Source organism: Methanococcoides sp. NM1 (assembly GCF_900774285.1).
Taxonomy (GTDB): Archaea; Halobacteriota; Methanosarcinia; order Methanosarcinales; family Methanosarcinaceae; genus Methanococcoides; species Methanococcoides vulcani.
The window spans coordinates 37,225-57,179 of sequence record NZ_CAAGTW010000008.1 but is presented as its reverse complement, the minus strand read 5'-3'; the positions used below and the strand labels follow the sequence as shown (position 1 = coordinate 57,179).

The window sequence follows — 19,955 nt, the reverse complement described above, 5'->3', positions numbered from 1 at the left end:
TAGATGAACTTCTGACATTTTGTGCGTGAGCTTATTGCCAAAGACAGGATCACAGGATTGTTCCTGCATCAGTGGAGTTTGTATAGAGATGAACTCAATCATGGAACATTAGCCCATGACAATTGGAAGTACTGAAAGTCTCGAAGTTCCAATAGCTTTAATTCAAACGCACAAAGTCCTGCAAGAATGATTCATAAGCTCATTGCTCTTAGCTTGATCACGCAAGTAATGTATTTGAAAATAAAATGTGAGGTATAGCTTTGATACAAGTAAGTTATACCAACTTTATTGGATGACTATTGAGTGAAAAAGAGAGGATTCATAAAAAATGTACAATAGTCCCGCCCGGATTTGAACCGGGGTCCCAGGCTCCAAAGGCCTGAAGGATTGACCGCTACCCTACGGGACTTCACATCCTGCATATTGCACAATAATACTTATTTGTTGTGGAAAATTTCAGATCATTTCTGGATAATGAGGGTCAGCACATCGCCATCTTCCAGCATGTGGTCAAGGCCGGCTCGCTGGCCGGGGTGTTTGGCTGATGGACCCCATATCTGGGAATACCTGAACTTATCACGGAAATCGCGGTGCAGGCGGTCACAGATATCGCCTACTGTCACGCCGTTGGTCACGATCATTGGCTCGTCCATGTCTGCGGGGCCGCCCTGTGGTTTCATGTATATCCTGATGAAGTCCAGGGTATCGTAGATCAGGTCCTTGACGGCTTCAAGGTTCTTCTCCTCGTTGGCGGAAATTAATGTAGCATCCGGGAACTTTGCCTTGCAGAATTCCAGGATCTCCTCGTCGGCCATGTCCACCTTGTTGATGACGATCACAGCAGGGATGTACACCCTGTTGGCCATCACACCGTCGATAAGCTGGTCCATGTTGATGTTCTCCCTGAGAAGGACATGGGCATTGTGTATCTTGTACTCGCCCAGGATCGCTTTGATCAGGTCGTCGGACATCTCAAGCTCCATGGTCGTACTGATGATCACGCCACCCCTGTCCATCCTCTTGATGGTAACATCAGGAGACGACATATTGATCCTGATACCTGCATCGTAGAGTTCCTGCATCAGCACCTTATGGTGCTCGGTCTGGAACACGTCCAGCAGGAAAAGCACAAGATTAGAGTTCCTCACCACGGAGATGACCTCCCTTCCACGGCCACGGCCGCTGGCGGCGCCTCTTACCAGACCCGGCACATCCAATATCTGAATGGTCGCACCCTTATAATCCAGCACACCCGGAATCACATCAAGGGTTGTGAACTCATACGCACCCACCTCTGAATTAGCACCGGTCAGCTTGTTCAGGAGCGTGGACTTACCCACGGAAGGGAATCCCACAAGTGCAACAGTAGCATCGCCTGACTTCCTTACAGAATAACCCTCGCCGCCGGACTTAGCAGAAGCTCTCTTCTGCACATCTTCCCTCAGGCGTGCAAGTTTCGCCTTCAACTTACCGATGTGATGGGATGTTGCCTTGTTATAGGGAGTCTTACGGATCTCGTCCTCGACTGCCTGGATATCTTCGTGTAAACTCATCTGCACCCTACCATAACTTCAATATAAAAAAGATTTTCCTTAGGAGACCCGGAAATTACCTGCATACCCCGTCAAAAAGTATGACCTCTACCTCAGTTCCTTCCCTTACCATCAGCTCACCCGCAGGGATCTCAATGAACCCATCCGCAGCTGCAAGAGTGGTGATCGAAGCCGAAGTCTTATTGACAGAGAAGACCCTGTCCCCCTCCAGCCGTACAGCATGAAGCTCATGCCTGGTCTCGGAAATGACATCCTCCCCGAGGACTGCCCGGACCCTCTGCTTCACCGGTTCCGAAGCGCCCAGGCATCTCCTGACAAGCGGCAACAGGAACTCATAGAACACCGTGAGCGAAGCCGTCGGGTGACCTGGCAAGGCCACGATCGGAATCTCATCTATGATCCCAATGATCACAGGCTTTCCCGGCTTGAAGTTAAGGCCGTGTGCCAGTAGCTCGCCCTTTTCCTCAATGATACTGTACATGAAATCATCAAGTCCGGCTGACGTACTGCCGGATGTCAGCACCAGGTCACACTCGGCAATTGCTCTGTCCACTGCCTCCCTGACCGCTTCCCTGTCATCCCTCACAATGCCATAGGGAACAGCATCTGCACCGGAGTCCGTAACACTTGCATAGAGCGAATAGGAATTGCAGTCGTAGATCATACCGGGACAAAGAGATCCTCCCGGAACTGTCAGCTCATTCCCGGTGGAGACTATCCCCACCTTCATGGACCTGACATCCACATTCCTCTTCCCGATGGATGCAAACACACCGACCTCACGCGCTCCGATCCGGGTGCCTTTGCGAAGCACACGCTCGCCCTTTGCAACGTCCACGCCTGCATGTATCAAGTTCTGGCCTGCACTCGCGGTCACTTTTACGAGAACATTGTCGCCCTTAAGCTCAGTGTCCTCCACCATTACAACGGCATCGGCACCTTCAGGAATAGGACCGCCTGTTGCGACCTCCGCGGCCTCCAACTCATTCACACGGTACTGCGGAAGCTGTCCCACCGGGGAGAATCCCACCAGCTTTAGGGATACTGGTCCTTCCTTTGCTGAAAGCAAGTCCCCTGAACGCACAGCATACCCGTCCTTCAGGGATTTATCAAAATCCGGGACAGCTATGGCTGAAATAATGTCCTCTGCAAGCACACGACCTGTTGCAGTCTCAATGGGCATTGACCTTACATGGGATAGGACATCGAGTCCTCCAAAAAGGCGCCTGGCATCCTCGATAGAGAGCAGGTCCCGCAATATTTTCCGTGGCATTGTTAGTTCAACTTAAGAAAGAAAAAAGAATGATCGTAAAATGATCATTCGTAGATCGGAGTGCCTGTGCTGCCGGTAACCTCTTCAAAAGCAGCGACCGCTGCCTTGGTGATAGGACCAACAGAACCATCGCCGATAGGACGTCCGTCAAGCTTTGTGATAGGTGCAGCCTCTGCTGCGGTACCTGTGACGAAGATCTCATCTGCGGTGTACATGTCGAACAGGCCGAGGTTCCCGACAATGACCTCATAACCGCGCTCCTCGAGAAGCTCAATGGCAGTAGCCCTTGTGATACCCTTGAGGTTGTTGATGGTTGGCGGAGTGTAGATCTTACCGTTCTTGATGACGAAGATATTGTCTCCGGAACCTTCAGAGACGAAACCGTTCTGGTCAAGGAAGATAGCCTCATCGCCGCCCTTCTCGTTTGCCTCGATCTTGGCAAGGATGTTGTTCAGGTAGTTCAGTGATTTGATGTTAGGGGACAGTGCATCCGGTGCATTACGCCTGATACCGACCGTAATTGCTTTGAGACCGACCTCATAGAGATCGCCGTACATTGCAGCCCATTCCTGTGAAACGATGTAGATGCTTGGCTTTGGACACTTGCGTGGGTCAAGACCGAGGTCACCAACACCACGTGAAACGATAGGACGGATGTATGCATCTCTGAGATCGTTCTTCCTCAGTGTCTCAAGGATAGCCTCACTCATATCTTCCTTTGAGATAGGGACCTCAAGAGCAATTGCCTTTGCAGAATCATACAGCCTGTCAACATGCTCCTGCAACTTGAAGACACGACCGTTGTATGCCCTGATCCCCTCAAAGACACCATCACCATACAGGAAACCGTGGTCATAGATAGAAATCGTTGCATTTTCCTTTGTGACAAACTCACCGTTGTAATAAATCAGTAATTCGCTCATATGAATCCTCTTTAGTAATACCGGTTAAAGGTACGTTTTGTAAATATTGTATCCTTGATGTTATCTATGTTATATATGGATATTTGTATCAACTGAGATCCGGCAACAATGAAAGATGACACTAAAGCAACAGATAACGGAAAATGAGAATTATCGTAAAAGCTGATTCATGCGTTTTCCTGCTCAGTTGAACTTTCCATATCCTGCTGTTCAGAATATTTCCTGAATATCACTTCATACTCACGCCATCCCACTACAAATATGACAATTATGAAAGGCACCAGAAAAGTCATATTCAGGGATAAATCAGAGAACAACGCCATCACTCCAAAAAAGAAGACCATAAAACCGGTCTGGAATAAGGAATAGCCGATAGCCGCCTTTCTTGGGCCCTCTTTCAGTGCATAGGCCCCCCAGAACCTTAAGCTAAAGATATCCTTTAAAGCAGGAGAGGAAATGTCCTCTATGCCCTCCATTCCTTTCAGGAATTGCCCCATCCTTATGTCAGAGATCGTTTTAGAGTAAAACAGAGACAGAAGGAAAACAATAACCAGTGCAAACCCACCGATCAGGGCCTGGTCAAACATGATAAGCAGAGTTGAGATGAACATGAGGAAACCAAAGATTGCCGGTAGGTAAGTGGTCTTCTCTTTGAGTGCTTTTGCCAGATTGTAAAGTGTCATTACTGCAAAGAAAAGAAGACCTAGAATAAGGATTGTTGACATGATTGGTGGCACCTTTGGTATATTAAGTACTGACCATGTGGACAGATACATTAAACAAAACTAACTCTATTGTATAAATTTATTTTTACAACTGCGAATGTACTAAAAATAACACCTCTAATTTTTAAGCACACAATTTGCCTGAAAAACTCTCCTGTACAAAAGACTTTTATGCATAAACACCCATGTCGTATCTCATCCGCCCAAATTCATTTTGGGCCCGTGGCTTAGCCAGGATATAGCACCGGGCTTCTAACCCGGGGGTCGTGGGTTCAACTCCCACCGGGTCCGTTAGAACACTTTGGAAAGTCCTGATCTGACAGGACTTTTTTAACTTTTATGAGATAGAACTTTTGCTATGAATAGATCCCATCATTCAATATTTGGATTTTGACCATTGTATGCAGGTGCACGACCGTATTTAGTCTCAAAATGCACTATTATATTACTTTTCCATCTTCAAAACTTGAACTTGGAGATTACTTTTGCTTAATGCTCCAGCCGGTACAACTAAGACAGCGGGTTTTGCGAAAATACCGAATTGTTCATTAATACAATGTTCCCTGACCCGGCTGTAAAATATCCTCGGGGTAATTATTCAGATAGCTCTGAATGATAAATTTAAATACGTGTAGAAATACTTATTTAAGCACATAAAAAATTGGGTTTGAAAGAAATGGGGAAAAATTTAAAGATCGGGATGTTCTCCTGGGAGAGTTTACACTCGATAAAAGTAGGGGGCATAGCTCCGCATGTTTCCGAACTTGCAGAAGCTCTTGCTGAGAAGGGACATTCAGTCCACATATTTACAAGAAATCATGAACTTGAACCATATGAAAAGGTCAATGGAGTTCACTACCATCGAGTGGACCATTCTCTTGACGGAGGCATTGTCCAGCAAATGGATAGCATGTGTGATTCAATGTACTCGAGATTCCTTGATGTTACGAAAGAATATGGCAAGTTCGACATATTGCATGTCCATGACTGGCATCCTTTCAATGTGGTCTCAAGGATCAAATATGAATTTGGGATACCCTTTATGGTCACATATCACAGTACCGAATGGGGAAGGAACGGTAACGTACATGGGGACTGGTGGGAAGCCAGGGAAATATCCCACAGGGAATGGAAAGCTGGCTATGAATCTATAAAGGTCATATCCACTTCACAACAACTTACAGATGAGATCAAGTTCCTGTACCAAATACCCGATGAGAAGATATCCATCGTTCCAAACGGTATCTTTCATGGGAAAATTAAAAAGGACGTTGATCCCGGAGAAGTGAAAAAAAGATTAGGGATACATCCTCTTGCACCGGTTGTTCTGTTCATAGGACGTATGAGCTACCAGAAGGGACCTGATCTGCTTGTTGAAGCGATCCCTAAAGTGTTGGATCATCGCTGGGATACTCAGTTTGTCTTCATCGGTGAAGGTGAAATGCGCCCTCACTGTGAATATCTTGCAAATGCACAAAATGTTTCAGATCGTTGTCATTTCCTGGGGTATGCAGATGATGAAACAGCCAGGGACTGGTTAAATGCATGCGATATTCTCTGTATTCCAAGCAGGAACGAACCTTTTGGCATAGTTGTCCTTGAAGGTTGGGATGCTGAAAGGACCATCGTTGCAACAGATGCGGTCCAGATCATCAATAATTTTGTTGATGGTATCCTTGTCTACAAAGATCCGGAGTCTATTTCATGGGGCTTAAATTACGTGCTTGATGACCTCTCCAATGGCAGCCTGAGAAAAGCCGGTAAAGAACTTATCGAGACCAAATTCAACTGGCACAAGATCGCAGAAAAGACAATTGAAGCGTACAATTTGGATAAACAAAATGATTGGATACATGGGACGACACTTGGAAAAGCAAAAACATTTTGGTGGAAAATTGATAGTGATCTCAACCTTTCCATAAGTAGAGAATTTAATTCGTTAAATGGAAATCTCAAGGTTGATAAACTCATAATGAAAGATGAATTGAGTAAATTGGATAATTATATGGCAGATGACCAGTGGAAAGGTCTGTCAAATAACGTAGCAAAATTAAGAAATGGGACCGAAAAAGAAGGAATTGGGAAATTCCTTTATAATAATCTTAGTTGGACAAATACGGAAGCCCAGTTATCAAGTCACATCGGATCAATATTCCATCAGGCCGGTGTGTGGGAATACAATGGAAAAAAGAGAGGAATTCAATTTAGAAAAGTAACAGACGATTGGCACATGTTGATGAAAAGCTACTATGGAGAATGCATTAAACAACTTGATGATCCAGAGCAATATAATAGCGTTGATCTTAAGTGATCAACGCTTAAAGCTTCTACCTCATGATTTTACTTATTAATTAAACGCATTACCCTTTTCATCCCTTCAACCATTGCTTTTTCATCAATTTACTTCCCTATCCATTCCTGCATCCCTCTTGCTGCTTTTTCCGAGAAGGTCAATGTCAATGTTTATCAGGAAACAGACCTTTTTCGATGAGGTCGCCCACTTTCCCTGTGATGGTGAATGTCTTTCCTGAGCCAGGGCCTGTCAGGATTAGAAGAGGAAAATTGGTTATGTCCAAGTTAGTGTTGAGCTTTGCTTTTGCTTTTGCTTTGTGTTAGCGTCATCTTTTGATGAAAATAAAAAAAACATCAGGTTGACCTGATGCTTGTAATCACTTTCTCAAGGGTATCGACCTCAGGCGAATAATGCTTATTGCCCCCAGCCTGACCCTTCTTGAGATCTTAAGTTCCATCTGCCTCATGAAATCATCTACAGTGTTGCCCATGAGAATAACAGACAGACCTGCCTGACATGGGTTTTCTACTACTTCAAGATCATACAGCATTTGCAATGGATGTAAATGCAAGGAACAATAAGAGAATGAACATTATGTGTATGGCTTTCATTCGACCTTCCCGGGACCCAATTGCTAAGCAATTTCTGAAAACTCATTCAGACATCTTCTCTTTTGTTAATTGGTCTTTCAGCACGAATACAAGTCCTGAACTTTCATCCAATACCCTGCTGGCCCTGACAAAGTTCCCTTTAATGCCAACATTTTCTCCCTCATACCAGGTTCCAAATACCCGGACTTTGTCATCCTTTGAGACCGGACAGATACCGGGATAAACTACGACCACGGTCCTGTTTTCACCCCTGACGGTGAAAATACTCTCATATCTGCTGAATATCTTCCCGAATACAAGACCTAGCGGAATGCCGATAAAGAATTTTGCTTTCTCAGATACCCTTGAATCACCTAGGACCTCACCCTCAAATTCCTCCTGAACATGAGCCTTTTTTGATGCTTTGGGACCTCCAAATTCCCTGACCGGGACCAAAAGGATAACGCAAACCAATAAAGCGATCAAAACTCCTGAGAGCAACTGCCCTATGTAGTAGCAATAAGCCAGTATTACCAGTACCGCTACCACCCCAACGACCAGTTTATTCTCAGAAATACGATCCATTTTACCACCTGACCTCGTTATTTGTACACACCTTCGCCGGTCACTACCCGCCCTTTCACAGTTACCCAGCCATCCTGCGCCCCGGTAAGTTCTGCAAAAACACGATTATTGTAACCATTGAAGCTCCAGCCACACATTAACAATCCATGCGATGCTTGGGCAGCCGACCCAAAAAGACCGGATGCCCGAATATTAATATCAGTTCATCGATCCTGCGATCTCCACCAACTCATCCTTATCCAAGGAAGCACTTATCATTAGCTCAATATCATCCACATCCCATCGAAGCATGTTAGTTCCATAAACTTCGACAAAATCTCCGGGAGAACCATTGACATCAACGTTCTCTGAAACAGAGAACTCCGTTGGTCCGGGGAAACCGGATTCATAGAATACCTCAGTTATGTGCAACCTTGAATCACTATTCGTGTACAGTAGGGTAACTCTTTGCATAACCTGTTTCCCGGATGCGAACTCACTATTATCGAACAGTAATGCATGATCGAACTCATAGCCCTCCGGGATATAGGATGGGAGCAGGATCTCAAAATCTGCTTTTTCCTGTGCTTCCTCTAATGTCATCTCCTCAGGAAGTGCGAACTCATTCATGTTAATGGTACTTACTTCTGCACCCTCAGGGATCTCGAACTCGAACACTTCATCTGAAATACCGGCATTCACCTGCAAATTGCGGACCTCTACTGAAACAATTACGTTTCCATCGGTATCATACATATCATACTTCAGTGGCATCCAGGTCTCTTCGTCGACCCAGACCTTGATATTGCCGGTAAATGGACCTGCAGATGGAACTTCCTCTTTTGGCTCCAGGATCATTATGAAAGTATCCCTGCCGTCGATCTTTTCCATTCCAGAAAAAGAGACATCGCTTTCATTAAGGAAATTCGCAATAAGATCAACATAATTTATTTCCTGATCCAGATCAATATCCGGCATTTCCATGACTAGGACCGAGTTCTGCTGTGGATCATATGTCCACATGGTCTCACCATTGGAAACAACAATTGTACCTGCCTGTTCTGCAGGCTGTTTAGTGACTGACCTCATCTTCTCTTTTTTCTGGATCATCTCCTGCTCCATTACGGATTCCTGACCCATGAGTGACATTGTCATATACAACGTGAATGAGGAATCCTCAATAAGGTCATTTTTCTGTTGCATTTGTTCTGCGATCTCTTCTGCTGAGATCTGATCATCCACACATCCTGCAGATAAAAATGCAGAAAATATCAAAAGGAAAACAAACAAACTTTTGGTTTTTGCCATATTACGTATCATTTTAATTCACGACCAGTTTTCTTCCGGAAGATCTGTGTTATTATTTGAACAATGTAATCAAACATAATAAAAGTTTTGCACGTGGTACAAAATTGTTTTATAGAAGTGTCTCATTTCAGAATTCAGGAGTAACAGAGAGGTCGGATCATGCAGAGAAAAGAAGGAAGAGCATTAGGAATCGCAGGTGGTATTCTGGCGATCATCGCAGGCGCATATATGATTGCAGTTACGGTAGGCGGCCTCAGAATAGGAGGAGGAGTAATTATGTACGGGGTGCCTTCTGTATTTGGGATTTCTGACCCCGAAATAATCATGTCAGGATTCTGCCTCTTGATAATGATCTTCGGAGCGATGGGAATTGCAGGAGGCATATATGCCGAAAAGAATCAGCAGCTTGCAGGCATATTGATGATCATACCGGCCATCGCCGGATTTGCATTACTGAGCGTGATGTGGGCACCTATCGGTGCCATGCTTATTCTGGGAGGAGTCCTGACCCTAAGTTCAGGCAAATAAACCTTGCCGGATATACCTCAGTAATTCCCCATCAGTTTGGCAATAGCCCTGTGTACACCATGAATGCTCAGATCATTACCCAGGTACATCATTGGACACCTACCCGTAAAACATCGATGGTCAGCACATAACTCCCGTACAGCAGGCGTGTCGGTCCTCCAGTGGATCCAGGTATTGACAACACCTTTGTCAAAGAGCTGTTTCATGACATCAGCAGGTTCCATGGTCGTCAGGCCTATCACTGCATTCTCAACACCATCAGGGACTTCTCCTACGGACTTGATGGAATCCAGTTCCGGCCTGTTGGAAAGATCAACATAATAGACGGTTTTACCACGCTTTTTCAGCTCATTGGATGCCCACTTGATCGCAGGTTTTATTTTGTCATCTACCACAACATACTCATCTGCATCCCAGAACTCCGAATAATCGATTCCCATTTTAATAACTCCCTGCACAACGAAAAATAATATTACTATAGTAAAATGTAATTAATTACTTAAAACAATCTTATCCTTTGTCCTTTATAATACATTCTATTTGCCGTTTTGTCAGCTTCATACCCATGAACTTGCCTAATATTACACAGATATATCCGAAAAGTGCAAAATATCTTATTCCAAATTACAATCTCCAGTGGAAATTGGGGGGTTTATGCGGACGTACCTTCGTGTTCTCATTAATGGATAGTACTTTCCTAAATGTGTATTCGTTTTTACTAAGATATGAAACTCTTATAAGTAAACATAGAAACCAAAATATAGCACATACAAGCAACTTACATACCTGTTAAAGAAAAAAGAGGAGAGAAAATTGAACCGGATAAAAGAGTTCTTCAAAAGGGACAGATTTGCAGAATATATCAACGTTGAACTTCTGGAAGTCTCAGAAGGTTACGCGAAAGCAAAGATGGACATCCATGAGCACCACCTCAACGGCGTAGGCATCGTACAGGGAGGAGCAACATTTACCCTTGCAGACTTCACTTTTGCAGCTGCTGCCAACTCCCATGGTACAGTTGCAGTTGCCATAAATGCAACGATCTCCTTTGTGACCGCAGCAACATCAGGAACCCTGATAGCCGAAGCACGGGAAACCTCAAGGAATCCAAAAATCGCAACCTATACCATCGAAGTTACCGACGACAACAGCAATACCATTGCCATCTTCCAGGGAATGGTATACAGAAAAAAACAGACCTTAGAATCATTTATAGATCAAGCGTAAGGATTCGACCTCTTCCTTTTCCGGGTGCTCAAGTCCAAGCAGGAAATCCTTTAGCATCCGGTGATCGTCCACCAGTTTGTCGGCTTTCATAATACTCTCTTTACTGACATAAGTAGGCACACCCACACAGAACATACCGGCCCTGTTCGCAGCCTCCACGCCCATTGGTGCATTCTCCACCACAAGGCACTCACTTATGCCAACGTCGAGCATCTCAGCAACCTTCAGGAAAGGATCGGGTGCAGGTTTCCCTTTTTCTACATCCTCGCCACTAAGAACAATATCGAAAATATCGTCGAACAATCTGCCAATAACATCATGCACGATATTCCTGTCAGCACCCGAGACCACTGAAAGCATGAAACGCTCCCTCAATATCGGAAGGCATTCATCAATTTCCCTGAACGATTTAAGTACAAGTATCCTTGCAAACTCTGCCCTGTATCTTCTTATCAGCCCATCGACATCAAAATCAAGGGGGTCGATCCCTTCCTTCTCAAGCAGGAAACTGACGATCTCTACGGTCTTCGAACCTTCCTTGTCGTAGATGTCCTGTTTATCCATATTGATGCCCAGTTCATCAAAGATATGCTGCATAGCCTCGGTATGGTAGGACATCGAATCCACCAGCACACCGTCCATGTCGAATATCAAAACTTTTAGCACAAATTACACCCTTTAAAATGAATAGATCCCAAAGCTCAACATACAGGATCTGAACCCGGATCTGAACGGAGCATATACAACAGGTTATTGATATAGCTTCTTAAAAGAAGCCATTCCCATAACATACCAACAAAAAATGTACATTCGGAATGGAAAAATCTGCAACACATGCAGATATATGATCCATACGATTATTTTAACCTGATCTCGTTCTCATGCTTGTGGAGAGCCATCTCTATATTGGATTTGAGGTCCTGTTCTTTGAATGGCTTTGAGATATAACCATATGGCTCGGCGATCTTTGCCCTCTCAAGGGTATTATCATCGGTATATGCTGTAAGGAAGATCACCGGGACATCGAACTTTTCCCTGATCTTTTCAGCCGCCTCAATACCATCCATCTCGCCTCTGAGCATGACATCCATGAGCACAAGATCAGGATAGAACAGATCCGCTTTTACAACAGCGTCCTCTCCTGAAGAAGCCGTACCGACTACTGAATATCCCATCATTTCAAGCTTGTTCTTTATGCTTAAAGCAACGATATTCTCATCCTCTACGACTAAAATATTTGCCCCTTTCATCTTGTGACCTTCATATCCTGCTATTTTCATTGAATATTATTGTAAAAGCTGTTCCGGAAGTACGGTCCATAACAATGGTACCACCGATCTGGTCGACCAGAGTTTTCAACAGCTGTAAGCCCAATGAAGTGCTATTCTTATAGTCAATTTCTTCCGGGAAACCTATACCATTATCAGTCACGATTAGTATAAATCTATTTTCATCCCCATGCTTTAGATCAATAGATATCTTACCTGGCATTCCCTGAAAAGCATGTTTCAAAGAATTGGTGACCAGCTCGTTTATGATGATCCCAAGAGGGATCGCTGTATCCATGCTCAAAAAAATATCCTCGACGTTAAGCTCCAGTTCAATGTCCTTATCAAGAGAATATGAACTGATAAGTTCAGCTGCGAGCTTCTGGATATAATCAGCAAAATTGATGCTTTCCATATCCGTTGACTGGTAAAGTTCCTCATGGATCAATGACATCGACATAACACGGGCCCTGCTCTCCATAAAAGCCTGGACCACGGACGTATCCTCAAACTCCATGGAACAAAGGTCGAGCAAACTGCAGATTATCTGGAGGTTGTTCTTTATACGATGATGGATCTCCTTTTTGCGCATCGCTTCGATCTCCATCAACGCCTTTTCTGCGTTCTTGCGCTCAGTGAGATCCTGTATTGTGATAATTATGCATTCCTTACCTCCGATCATAGCCGATCTTGCCATGACCTCAGTCCAGAATAGTTCACCATTCTTTTTCCGGGCCTTCCATTCAGCACTCACGAAACCATTTTCAGACGCTGAATCGATCAGCCACATGATCTTTTCCAATGAGTAGAGAGCCTTGCCCCCCTTAATATCCTCAGCAGTCCTGCCCAGCACTTCTTCCCTGGAATAACCGGACATCTCACAGCCCCTGTCATTGATATCAAGCAATCTGTAATTGTCCCTTTCATGAATAGTGATCCCATCAAGCGAACCATTGAAAACAACACGATATTTTTCCTCAGAGCTTTTAAGGGCTGCCTCTGCGTTCCGAAACTCGGTCACATCCTCCCCGGAACATAGCAAACCTGTGATGACGCCTTCAACAGACCTCAGAACTACAGTATGCCATGCAATGATCCGTGCATCACCCGCATCTGTTACTATGCTACTCTCTGAATATTCCATGATGTTCATATCGCCACCCATTAGTTTCGGGAAAGCTTTGCGACCCTGGAAACTGAACTCTTCTGAAAAACCAAGATCATACCATTTTTTCCCAATAATATCGGATTCGGAGAGACCGAACATCCTGCAACCTTTCCTGTTGATGCTGATCACATTCTGATCACGATCAACTACAAAGATGATCACGCCAATGATATCCAGATAGTTCTGGAGCTTGTCCTTTTCCTTTTTGAGCATGTATTCAGCATGTTCCCTATCAGAAATATCCCTGCATATTCCAAAATAGACATCTTTTCCACCCCATTTTCCCGGGGTCACTTTCACTTCAGCAGGAATAGAAAGCCCATCTTTTGTGATAAAGGAAAGAGAAAATGAAGCATGCTTCTTCTCACCTACCTCCCTGATGGCTTTCATGACCACATCACGATCATTTTCAGAATGCAAACCTAACAAACCTATAGCGCGCAACTCATCCAGAGTGTATCCAAGACGTTCACTTGTCTTTTTGGTGGCATCGATAATATGACCAGTTAGATCTATCACAAAAAAAAGATCTTCAATACTATCGAACAGGTTCTGCAGGTCTTTTTGCCTTTTTTCCAGATTCAGTTCGGATCTGATCCTTGCAATGAATCCACCTATCTGTACAGCAATAGCTTCCAGAGAATCCTGAATTTCAGAGGGAAGGATATCATGGCTATGCGAAGCAACGTTCAAACTGCCTACAACTTTACCACCATATGTTATCGGAATAATGCCACATCCAAGCAAACCATTTGTAAAAGGATCAACAGGAATGTTATCCGTAAAATCAAAACACGCCCCATAAAATGGCAAGCCTTTTTCGAGGATCTCATGTTGAAGAGAATCTGAACTATAATGGGAATTTCTGCGAATGAACTCATCTGAAAGGTTCTTCTGCATTACAAGATAGATCTCATCGGTATTCTCATCTACAAGATATATGCCACTGCAATCAATAACCCCAATGTTAAGGGTCGTTTCCAGCAACCGTTCAAGGCTTGTGAGCAGATTGCTACTGGAACACAAGGCAATGCCTATGTCTCGCTGGATACGCAGCAACCTATCAGATACAGGAGCATTGATACCACCAACTCCCTTCGGCTCATATTCAGATCTGCCCATACTATTTCTCAAAGAAAAGAACACAGATATTGGATATTAAGTTACCTAAATGCATAAATAAACTTGGTTTTAACCGGAGGGAAATGAATTATTAATAGAAAACCATTATAATTCTCTGTGATACTATGCCAGAAAACGTTGAAGCAAATCCTATAACTTCATGGAATCCGGAAAGCAAGCATCCGAATATTTCTAAGACCGCATACATACACCCTCAGGCAACGGTCATCGGTGCAGTTTCCATCGGCGAAAGAGTTATGGTCGCACCCTATGCCTCCGTAAGGGGAGATGAGGGACAGGATATCAGGATCGATGACCACAGCAATGTACAGGACGCAGTTGTCCTTCACGGTCGCCAGACCATTGATCAGAATGGCAATCCGATAAAAGAGAACCAGGTCGAAGTTGACGGGAAGAACTATTCGATCTACATAGGGAAGCGTGTATCTCTTGCCCACCAGGCACAGGTACACGGCCCGGCTGTTGTTTTTGACGACGTGTTCATAGGGATGCAGACATTTGTGTACAAGGCAACGATCGGAAAGAACTCAGTACTTGAGCCAAAAGCCTGCGTGATCGGTGCGAATGTCCCCGAGAACAGATACGTCCCTGCAGGAGTGGTCATCACATCCCAGGAAGATGCAGACAAACTGCCTGAGATATACGAAGGATACACATTTAAGCACACCAACGCAGAGGTTGTTGAAGTAAACGTAGAGCTGGCAGATGGATACAACCAGAGGAAATAAAATTAATCGGGGTAAGGTCAGGGTCTGCTCACGTACGGGTAACCCTCTGCTTTCCATTGGTTGATGCCACCCAGCATGTTATACACATCATTGTAACCAGCATCAACAAGAATATTGCTTGCTGTGACACTTCTTGCACCTAAACGGCAGTAAACTAATATCATTTCATCCCGGGGCACCTCATCCAGCCTTGAGCTAAGTTCGTTCACATTGATGTTCACAGCACCTTCGATGTGCTCAGTTTCGAACTCATTGACCGTACGAACATCCAGCAGGAAAACTTCCCCGGAATCGATCATCTCTTTTGCTTCCTGTACAGACACATCCGTATATCCTGTGGAAGCATCATCCTCATCTACAGGATCCGATATACCAGGATTAGCACAGCCTAAAATGAGACAGGACATTACCAACATTGCAAAAACCAGTACAATTTTCTCAGAGACCATATTCATTTCCCCTCCCCTCTGCAAAAATAATCACCTTCAAGAGCGAACTGGCTATAAACATAGCATTCCTTACAGAAACAGCCCGCTTTTTCAGGGACAGGTAACTTGTTCCCCCTTGCACAGAACATATACCCTTCTCCCGGGGATGATGGACAATGTTTGCAATTACAGGCTTTGGAATGATGGAAGGAAGGGCATATCCCGAAATATTTCCCGCCGATCTTTTCCTCTCCACTATCAGACATAATTGATCCCCCATAAAATATAGGGAATACTTCCCATTAGCTTTATCTGAGGACCTTTTGCGCGATCAAACCGAGGTGATCATCATGGAAAGGTGCAAGGTCCTGTTTCTTAAGAACCTGAAACTTTGTATTGAACTCTTTTTCCAGTTTCTTTACCTCTTCCTTGAACACCTTTCCCGGATTTGCCACAGTATCAATACTCCTTGCCTTGATAGACAAAAGGAGGTGACCATCACTTTTAAGGAATTGTCCACAGTTCACTGCTGCGATCTGTGCCTGGTTAGGCTGTGCCACGTCCTGGAAGACTACATCGACCTGTTCAACGATGTGTGCATAGGAAGCAGGATGGTTAGCATCTGCAAGAATAGGAATTATGTTCGGTCTTGTGTCACATAACTGTATCAGTTCCCTCATGGTTCGCGGGGAAAACTCCACAGCATATACCAGGCCATCTGTGACAATATCGGAAACGTGGCTTACAGTGGTTCCGGATGCTGCACCCAGATACAGGACATGGGAATCCCTCTTGATCGGGATATTCATCTTCTTCAGAACCATGGCAGCAAGCTTGCTTCTGCGGGCATCCCAGATGCGATACTCGTCCCCTTCCGCTTCTACGAGCCTTTCCCCATAGACAGCTGAACCGGGTACTGCGTTCTTTGTGCCGATGAACCTCTTACCACTTTTCTGTACTTCGAAAATGCCATCTGAAAGTTCTTTTACAGCCATTTAACGCCTGCCCCCTGAATTCTTATTCCCCTTGCCCCGACCTTTCCCGGAAGGTTTCTCCCTTGCAGGAGGCTTTGGGTTGGAACTTTTTATTGAATTTACCTTCTTCTCAAGACCGGTCTTTATAGCAGGACTCAGTTCTCCTGAATAGACATCTGTGCGGCAGGCAAGACTGATCTTTGCAGCCAGTGCACGTGCGATCTTACCCCTCTGCCACCAGGGAGAGTTCTTGATGAGTGGATGATTGAAAATCAAACCGTGCTTCGGGGAGGGAGCACGGGACCTTAGATGCTTGAAGAGTGCCCGACTGGCACCCATTACCTGGACAGTGCTGGAAGGCAGTTGTGCAAGCCTCTCAAGACCGCCTGTCATACTGATCAGGCGTGCACCAATGAGGGGACCTGCAATATTGGAGAGGTTGGGAGCGATCGCTCCCATGTTCCGGACGATGCTTTCCTCGATACTGTGCCGGTTATCATACAGGTCGCATATGTTCGAAGCAAACTGCTTCACAAGTTCCTCATCAGCAGGAGGAAGTTCGGCACCCATGGATGATGAAGCCTTTTCGAAAATCGGATCATCAACAGGTATGTTGGAACGTGCACCATGCTCTTTCACGAATCTTGCAAGCTGCTCTGAATTGAATCCCAGTTCCGGGAAATGCAGGCCATACCACTCTGACAGGCGCTCGGACAGTGCATTTGCTGCATCATCGATATCATCCAGTGCTTCAACAGCCTGAATGATACGCATGTCCGGTGTGTTGGTGCGGGAAATACGCAACTTTCCTGCACGTATGCTCACATCGCGAAGCAGGGAATCGTATTCCCGGTCATTTTCCACAAAACCGAAGGAAATCGCCGGAGCGCGGATATCAAACCCTGCTTCAGGTGCCCGTGCACCTGCTGCATTCTGGTGGAGTAAGCTTTCTGCAAGCTCATCGACATCCTTATTGAAAAGTTCACAATCAGCAACACCATTTTCCTCAAGGGTCAGGATCCCATACCATGTAATGATCTTCAAATCAATCCTTCCATATTTTTGCACCGGAGTTGTTCGCACGTGTCAGGACAACGTTACCGCCAACGGTCTCGTCCAGGAAAAGCTGTGCTTCCTTTTTTATCTGCTCACCTATACGCCTGTGATCCACAACACCAAACACCACAGGTCCAAAAGAGCTCATACCTGCACCTGCTGCTCCAAGGTCCTGCATGAACTCGATAAGGTCTCGCACAGCGGGTGACTGCAAAGCAACCTCTCGCCTCTTGAAACCAACAGTCTGCAAATGGTTCAGGGCCATCCCGAAGTTCTCAATATCGCCCTCTATAATTGCAGGCATCATTTGCATCAGCACAACATGACAGACTTCCTGCACTTCCTGAAGAGGAATAGGACACTCTTTTTTGAATATATCCACTTCCTGGGCATCGTGTGCTCCTTTGGAATCCGGAAGTGCCAGTATAATATCCCAGTCAGGAAGATTGTGCCTGAAAATTACCGGTGCAGGATCTGCCCTGCTGGCAGATGACGGGGAAAAGGACCCTTTCTCACTGAACTTATGCCCGCAATCAACAAGGAAGCCACCCTTCTCAAAGGAAGCAACACCTATACCGGAAGTACCACCCCTGCCGACCCTGATCGCAAGCTCGTTAACGCTCATTCCAAGCCCGTAAAGTTCATTCACTGCCGCTGCAGCGCTCAGGGCTATTTGGGTACCAGATCCCAGACCGACATGAGGAGGCATGTCTTCTTCTACATGGACCTTTATTCCTTCACCTTCGGGAAGTAAAGCTTCTACAGCTGCATACACCCGGTCTGAAAGACTTGATCCACCCGTTATTTCGATCCCATCATGCTTTTCAGCACTCAGTGTGATGTTAGGCGAATCAAGGGTGATCCCTACACCGCCATCCACCCGTCCGATCTCTGCATTCATGTCTATCAAAGACAGATGCAATCTGGATGGAGATCTTATTTTTATCATGATCGTTTATCAGCGTTCATAATATTAAACACTAACACCCGAACGGGAAGAGCGTTTGTTTTTCACAAACCACCAGCCTGTTCTCAGCACTTTCCTGCTGAATATGAATCTCAGCAGAGGGGGAATAAAAGAAGCTATCCTGAACCGGATATCACCTGCCATTCTCACATCCAGCTGCTCGTCAAAGAATTGCGGAGTAACAGAATAATGGAACTTCCTGCAGCCACTGTGAACGATAGAGGCCAGAGTATGAAGATATCCGCAAAGCATCCCTGTATATGCAGGATCAGGCAACCCATAAGCCAGATCACAGGACAACTCACGGATATGGATACTGGAAAAAATGCTTTTCAGCAGACGAAAGATGTGATAGCTGATACCGTAGACCATTCGGCCCTTTGAGCGAATATCATCGAAAGACTCGAGTAGGCTGGGTCCAGCCTCGTTCCCGTCCTCATCACCTTCCCTGCTACCATCTTCACTCACCTCATCCGATGGCTTATCTTTTGGGACAGGTCCTTTTTCCAGACCTTTCTTTCGTGGGAAACGCATCGACAAAAAGCTCCACTTCACATCTACGATACTATGAACACCATTCAGGTTTCCCTTTACATTGAAAACAACGTCTATCGGGGCGAACAGGATAAGCCCCAGTAAAAAAATAATGCAAAGGCTAAGCGAGTAGATGAGAAGTGACATATTCAACTGCTTACGGCATTTGTCAAAAGAGAGATGACAGGATCACTCTTTATCAACATCTTCCGGAACATCGACTTTGCTGCCATGTTCCTTGCCTTCGCTCTTTTTCATCTTGCCTTTTGCGGATCTGATCTTTTCGAACACTTCCGGAACCGCTTCGATCAGCTTCCCGATGTCGCTCTTTCCGGAAAGGGTCAGCAGACGCACACCCTCTTCTTCGATCACTATGAAGGCAACTGGCTCGATCTTAGCACCGCCACCGCCCCCACCACCGAATCCGGTTTCAGCTCCTTCTTTAGTACCTTCTCCGCCACCACTCCCAAAACCAAAGGAAACCTTGGTAACAGGGATAATGGTCTTGTCCCCGGCAACTACTGCATCTCCGACTACTGTCTTTGTACTGACCAGACGCTCAAGCTCACTGCTCACTTCTTTTATGACATCTTCCACACCCATATCGATAACCTCCCCATTATCCTGAAGCCGAACCACAGCATCCGGATATTTTGATATATAATAGAAATTATGGGGGACAACAGTATAAATGTATTCCCATAG

The 19,955-nt window shown here is 45.2% G+C and carries 23 protein-coding genes and 2 tRNA genes; 5 read left to right on the top strand and 20 right to left on the bottom strand.

Going from position 1 to position 19,955, the window contains the following annotated elements:
• Positions 1-336: 336 nt before the first annotated feature.
• From E7X56_RS09035 to E7X56_RS09015, 5 genes are all read right to left on the bottom strand, one after another.
• A tRNA-Gln gene (locus E7X56_RS09035) sits at positions 337-409 on the bottom strand.
• Between the two features lie 52 nt (positions 410-461).
• A complete protein-coding gene (locus E7X56_RS09030) occupies positions 462-1,553 on the bottom strand; it encodes a GTP-binding protein (RefSeq protein ID WP_091690160.1) in 1,092 nt (363 codons plus the stop codon).
• Positions 1,554-1,608: 55 nt separating this feature from the next.
• On the bottom strand, positions 1,609-2,826 hold the full coding sequence (gene glp, locus E7X56_RS09025) for a gephyrin-like molybdotransferase Glp (protein WP_135606445.1): 1,218 nt from the start codon (positions 2,824-2,826) through the stop codon (positions 1,609-1,611).
• 44 nt (positions 2,827-2,870) lie between these two features.
• The gene (gene ilvE / locus E7X56_RS09020) at positions 2,871-3,749 is read right to left on the bottom strand and encodes a branched-chain-amino-acid transaminase (RefSeq protein ID WP_135606444.1); all 879 of its coding nucleotides are present in this window, start codon (positions 3,747-3,749) and stop codon (positions 2,871-2,873) included.
• A 167-nt stretch (positions 3,750-3,916) separates the two neighbouring features.
• Positions 3,917-4,474, bottom strand: coding sequence for a hypothetical protein (locus E7X56_RS09015; RefSeq protein ID WP_135606443.1), 558 nt, complete (start codon positions 4,472-4,474; stop codon positions 3,917-3,919).
• A 216-nt stretch (positions 4,475-4,690) separates the two neighbouring features.
• Here E7X56_RS09015 and E7X56_RS09010 point away from each other — a divergent pair.
• A tRNA-Arg gene (locus E7X56_RS09010) sits at positions 4,691-4,765 on the top strand.
• 385 nt (positions 4,766-5,150) lie between these two features.
• A complete protein-coding gene (locus E7X56_RS09005; protein ID WP_135606442.1) occupies positions 5,151-6,785 on the top strand; it encodes a glycosyltransferase family 4 protein in 1,635 nt (544 codons plus the stop codon).
• A gap of 145 nt (positions 6,786-6,930) precedes the next feature.
• Here the strand turns inward: E7X56_RS09005 and E7X56_RS09000 are convergent, their stop codons facing one another.
• The 4 genes from E7X56_RS09000 to E7X56_RS08990 form a co-directional block, all read right to left on the bottom strand.
• Positions 6,931-7,050, bottom strand: a complete 120-nt coding sequence (locus E7X56_RS09000) for a UvrD-helicase domain-containing protein (RefSeq protein ID WP_244603476.1) — start codon at positions 7,048-7,050, stop codon at positions 6,931-6,933.
• A gap of 93 nt (positions 7,051-7,143) precedes the next feature.
• The gene (locus E7X56_RS11805; RefSeq protein WP_167879498.1) at positions 7,144-7,317 is read right to left on the bottom strand and encodes a hypothetical protein; all 174 of its coding nucleotides are present in this window, start codon (positions 7,315-7,317) and stop codon (positions 7,144-7,146) included.
• A gap of 103 nt (positions 7,318-7,420) precedes the next feature.
• Positions 7,421-7,942 (bottom strand): hypothetical protein, encoded by a 522-nt coding sequence (locus tag E7X56_RS08995; protein WP_135606441.1) that lies wholly within the window; start codon positions 7,940-7,942, stop codon positions 7,421-7,423.
• Positions 7,943-8,140: 198 nt separating this feature from the next.
• Positions 8,141-9,163 (bottom strand): outer membrane lipoprotein-sorting protein, encoded by a 1,023-nt coding sequence (locus tag E7X56_RS08990; protein WP_167879497.1) that lies wholly within the window; start codon positions 9,161-9,163, stop codon positions 8,141-8,143.
• A gap of 225 nt (positions 9,164-9,388) precedes the next feature.
• On the opposite strand from E7X56_RS08990, the gene E7X56_RS08985 reads away from it, so the two are divergent.
• Positions 9,389-9,757 (top strand): hypothetical protein, encoded by a 369-nt coding sequence (locus E7X56_RS08985; RefSeq protein ID WP_135606439.1) that lies wholly within the window; start codon positions 9,389-9,391, stop codon positions 9,755-9,757.
• Between the two features lie 17 nt (positions 9,758-9,774).
• Here E7X56_RS08985 and E7X56_RS08980 read toward each other — a convergent pair whose 3' ends face one another.
• Positions 9,775-10,197, bottom strand: a complete 423-nt coding sequence (locus E7X56_RS08980) for a hypothetical protein (RefSeq protein ID WP_244603475.1) — start codon at positions 10,195-10,197, stop codon at positions 9,775-9,777.
• 373 nt (positions 10,198-10,570) lie between these two features.
• Between E7X56_RS08980 and E7X56_RS08975 the strand changes: the two genes are divergently transcribed.
• Positions 10,571-10,984 carry a PaaI family thioesterase gene (locus tag E7X56_RS08975; protein WP_135606438.1) on the top strand — a complete coding sequence of 138 codons (414 nt, stop codon included), beginning with the start codon at positions 10,571-10,573 and terminating at the stop codon, positions 10,982-10,984.
• On the opposite strand, the gene E7X56_RS08970 is transcribed toward E7X56_RS08975, so the two are convergent.
• The 3 genes from E7X56_RS08970 to E7X56_RS08960 all read right to left on the bottom strand — a co-directional run bounded on the left by E7X56_RS08970 (position 10,964) and on the right by E7X56_RS08960 (position 14,542).
• A complete protein-coding gene (locus E7X56_RS08970; RefSeq protein ID WP_135606437.1) occupies positions 10,964-11,650 on the bottom strand; it encodes an HAD family phosphatase in 687 nt (228 codons plus the stop codon). The genes E7X56_RS08975 and E7X56_RS08970 overlap by 21 nt on opposite strands.
• A gap of 191 nt (positions 11,651-11,841) precedes the next feature.
• Complete coding sequence (locus E7X56_RS08965; RefSeq protein ID WP_135606436.1) at positions 11,842-12,234, bottom strand: response regulator; 393 nt, start codon at positions 12,232-12,234, stop codon at positions 11,842-11,844.
• Between the two features lie 10 nt (positions 12,235-12,244).
• Entirely contained in the window at positions 12,245-14,542 is a 2,298-nt protein-coding gene (locus tag E7X56_RS08960; RefSeq protein WP_135606435.1) for a PAS domain S-box protein, read from the bottom strand.
• A 125-nt stretch (positions 14,543-14,667) separates the two neighbouring features.
• Between E7X56_RS08960 and E7X56_RS08955 the strand changes: the two genes are divergently transcribed.
• Positions 14,668-15,291, top strand: coding sequence for a carbonic anhydrase (locus tag E7X56_RS08955; RefSeq protein WP_135606434.1), 624 nt, complete (start codon positions 14,668-14,670; stop codon positions 15,289-15,291).
• 17 nt (positions 15,292-15,308) lie between these two features.
• On the opposite strand, the gene E7X56_RS08950 is transcribed toward E7X56_RS08955, so the two are convergent.
• From E7X56_RS08950 to E7X56_RS08920, 7 genes are read right to left on the bottom strand one after another with little or no spacing between them, the layout of a single operon-like run.
• On the bottom strand, positions 15,309-15,740 hold the full coding sequence (locus E7X56_RS08950; RefSeq protein WP_244603474.1) for a rhodanese-like domain-containing protein: 432 nt from the start codon (positions 15,738-15,740) through the stop codon (positions 15,309-15,311).
• A 2-nt stretch (positions 15,741-15,742) separates the two neighbouring features.
• Positions 15,743-15,985 (bottom strand): DUF2769 domain-containing protein, encoded by a 243-nt coding sequence (locus E7X56_RS08945; RefSeq protein WP_135606433.1) that lies wholly within the window; start codon positions 15,983-15,985, stop codon positions 15,743-15,745.
• Positions 15,986-16,027: 42 nt separating this feature from the next.
• Positions 16,028-16,714 carry a fibrillarin-like rRNA/tRNA 2'-O-methyltransferase gene (locus E7X56_RS08940; RefSeq protein ID WP_135606432.1) on the bottom strand — a complete coding sequence of 229 codons (687 nt, stop codon included), beginning with the start codon at positions 16,712-16,714 and terminating at the stop codon, positions 16,028-16,030.
• On the bottom strand, positions 16,715-17,737 hold the full coding sequence (locus E7X56_RS08935; RefSeq protein WP_135606431.1) for an NOP5/NOP56 family protein: 1,023 nt from the start codon (positions 17,735-17,737) through the stop codon (positions 16,715-16,717).
• Between the two features lies 1 nt (position 17,738).
• Complete coding sequence (locus E7X56_RS08930) at positions 17,739-18,698, bottom strand: beta-ribofuranosylaminobenzene 5'-phosphate synthase (RefSeq protein ID WP_135606430.1); 960 nt, start codon at positions 18,696-18,698, stop codon at positions 17,739-17,741.
• A 24-nt stretch (positions 18,699-18,722) separates the two neighbouring features.
• Positions 18,723-19,397: a DUF2953 domain-containing protein gene (locus tag E7X56_RS08925; protein WP_135606429.1), complete on the bottom strand. Its 675-nt coding sequence runs from the start codon at positions 19,395-19,397 to the stop codon at positions 18,723-18,725.
• Positions 19,398-19,439: 42 nt separating this feature from the next.
• Positions 19,440-19,853, bottom strand: coding sequence for a GerW family sporulation protein (locus E7X56_RS08920; RefSeq protein WP_135606428.1), 414 nt, complete (start codon positions 19,851-19,853; stop codon positions 19,440-19,442).
• Positions 19,854-19,955 lie beyond the last annotated feature (102 nt).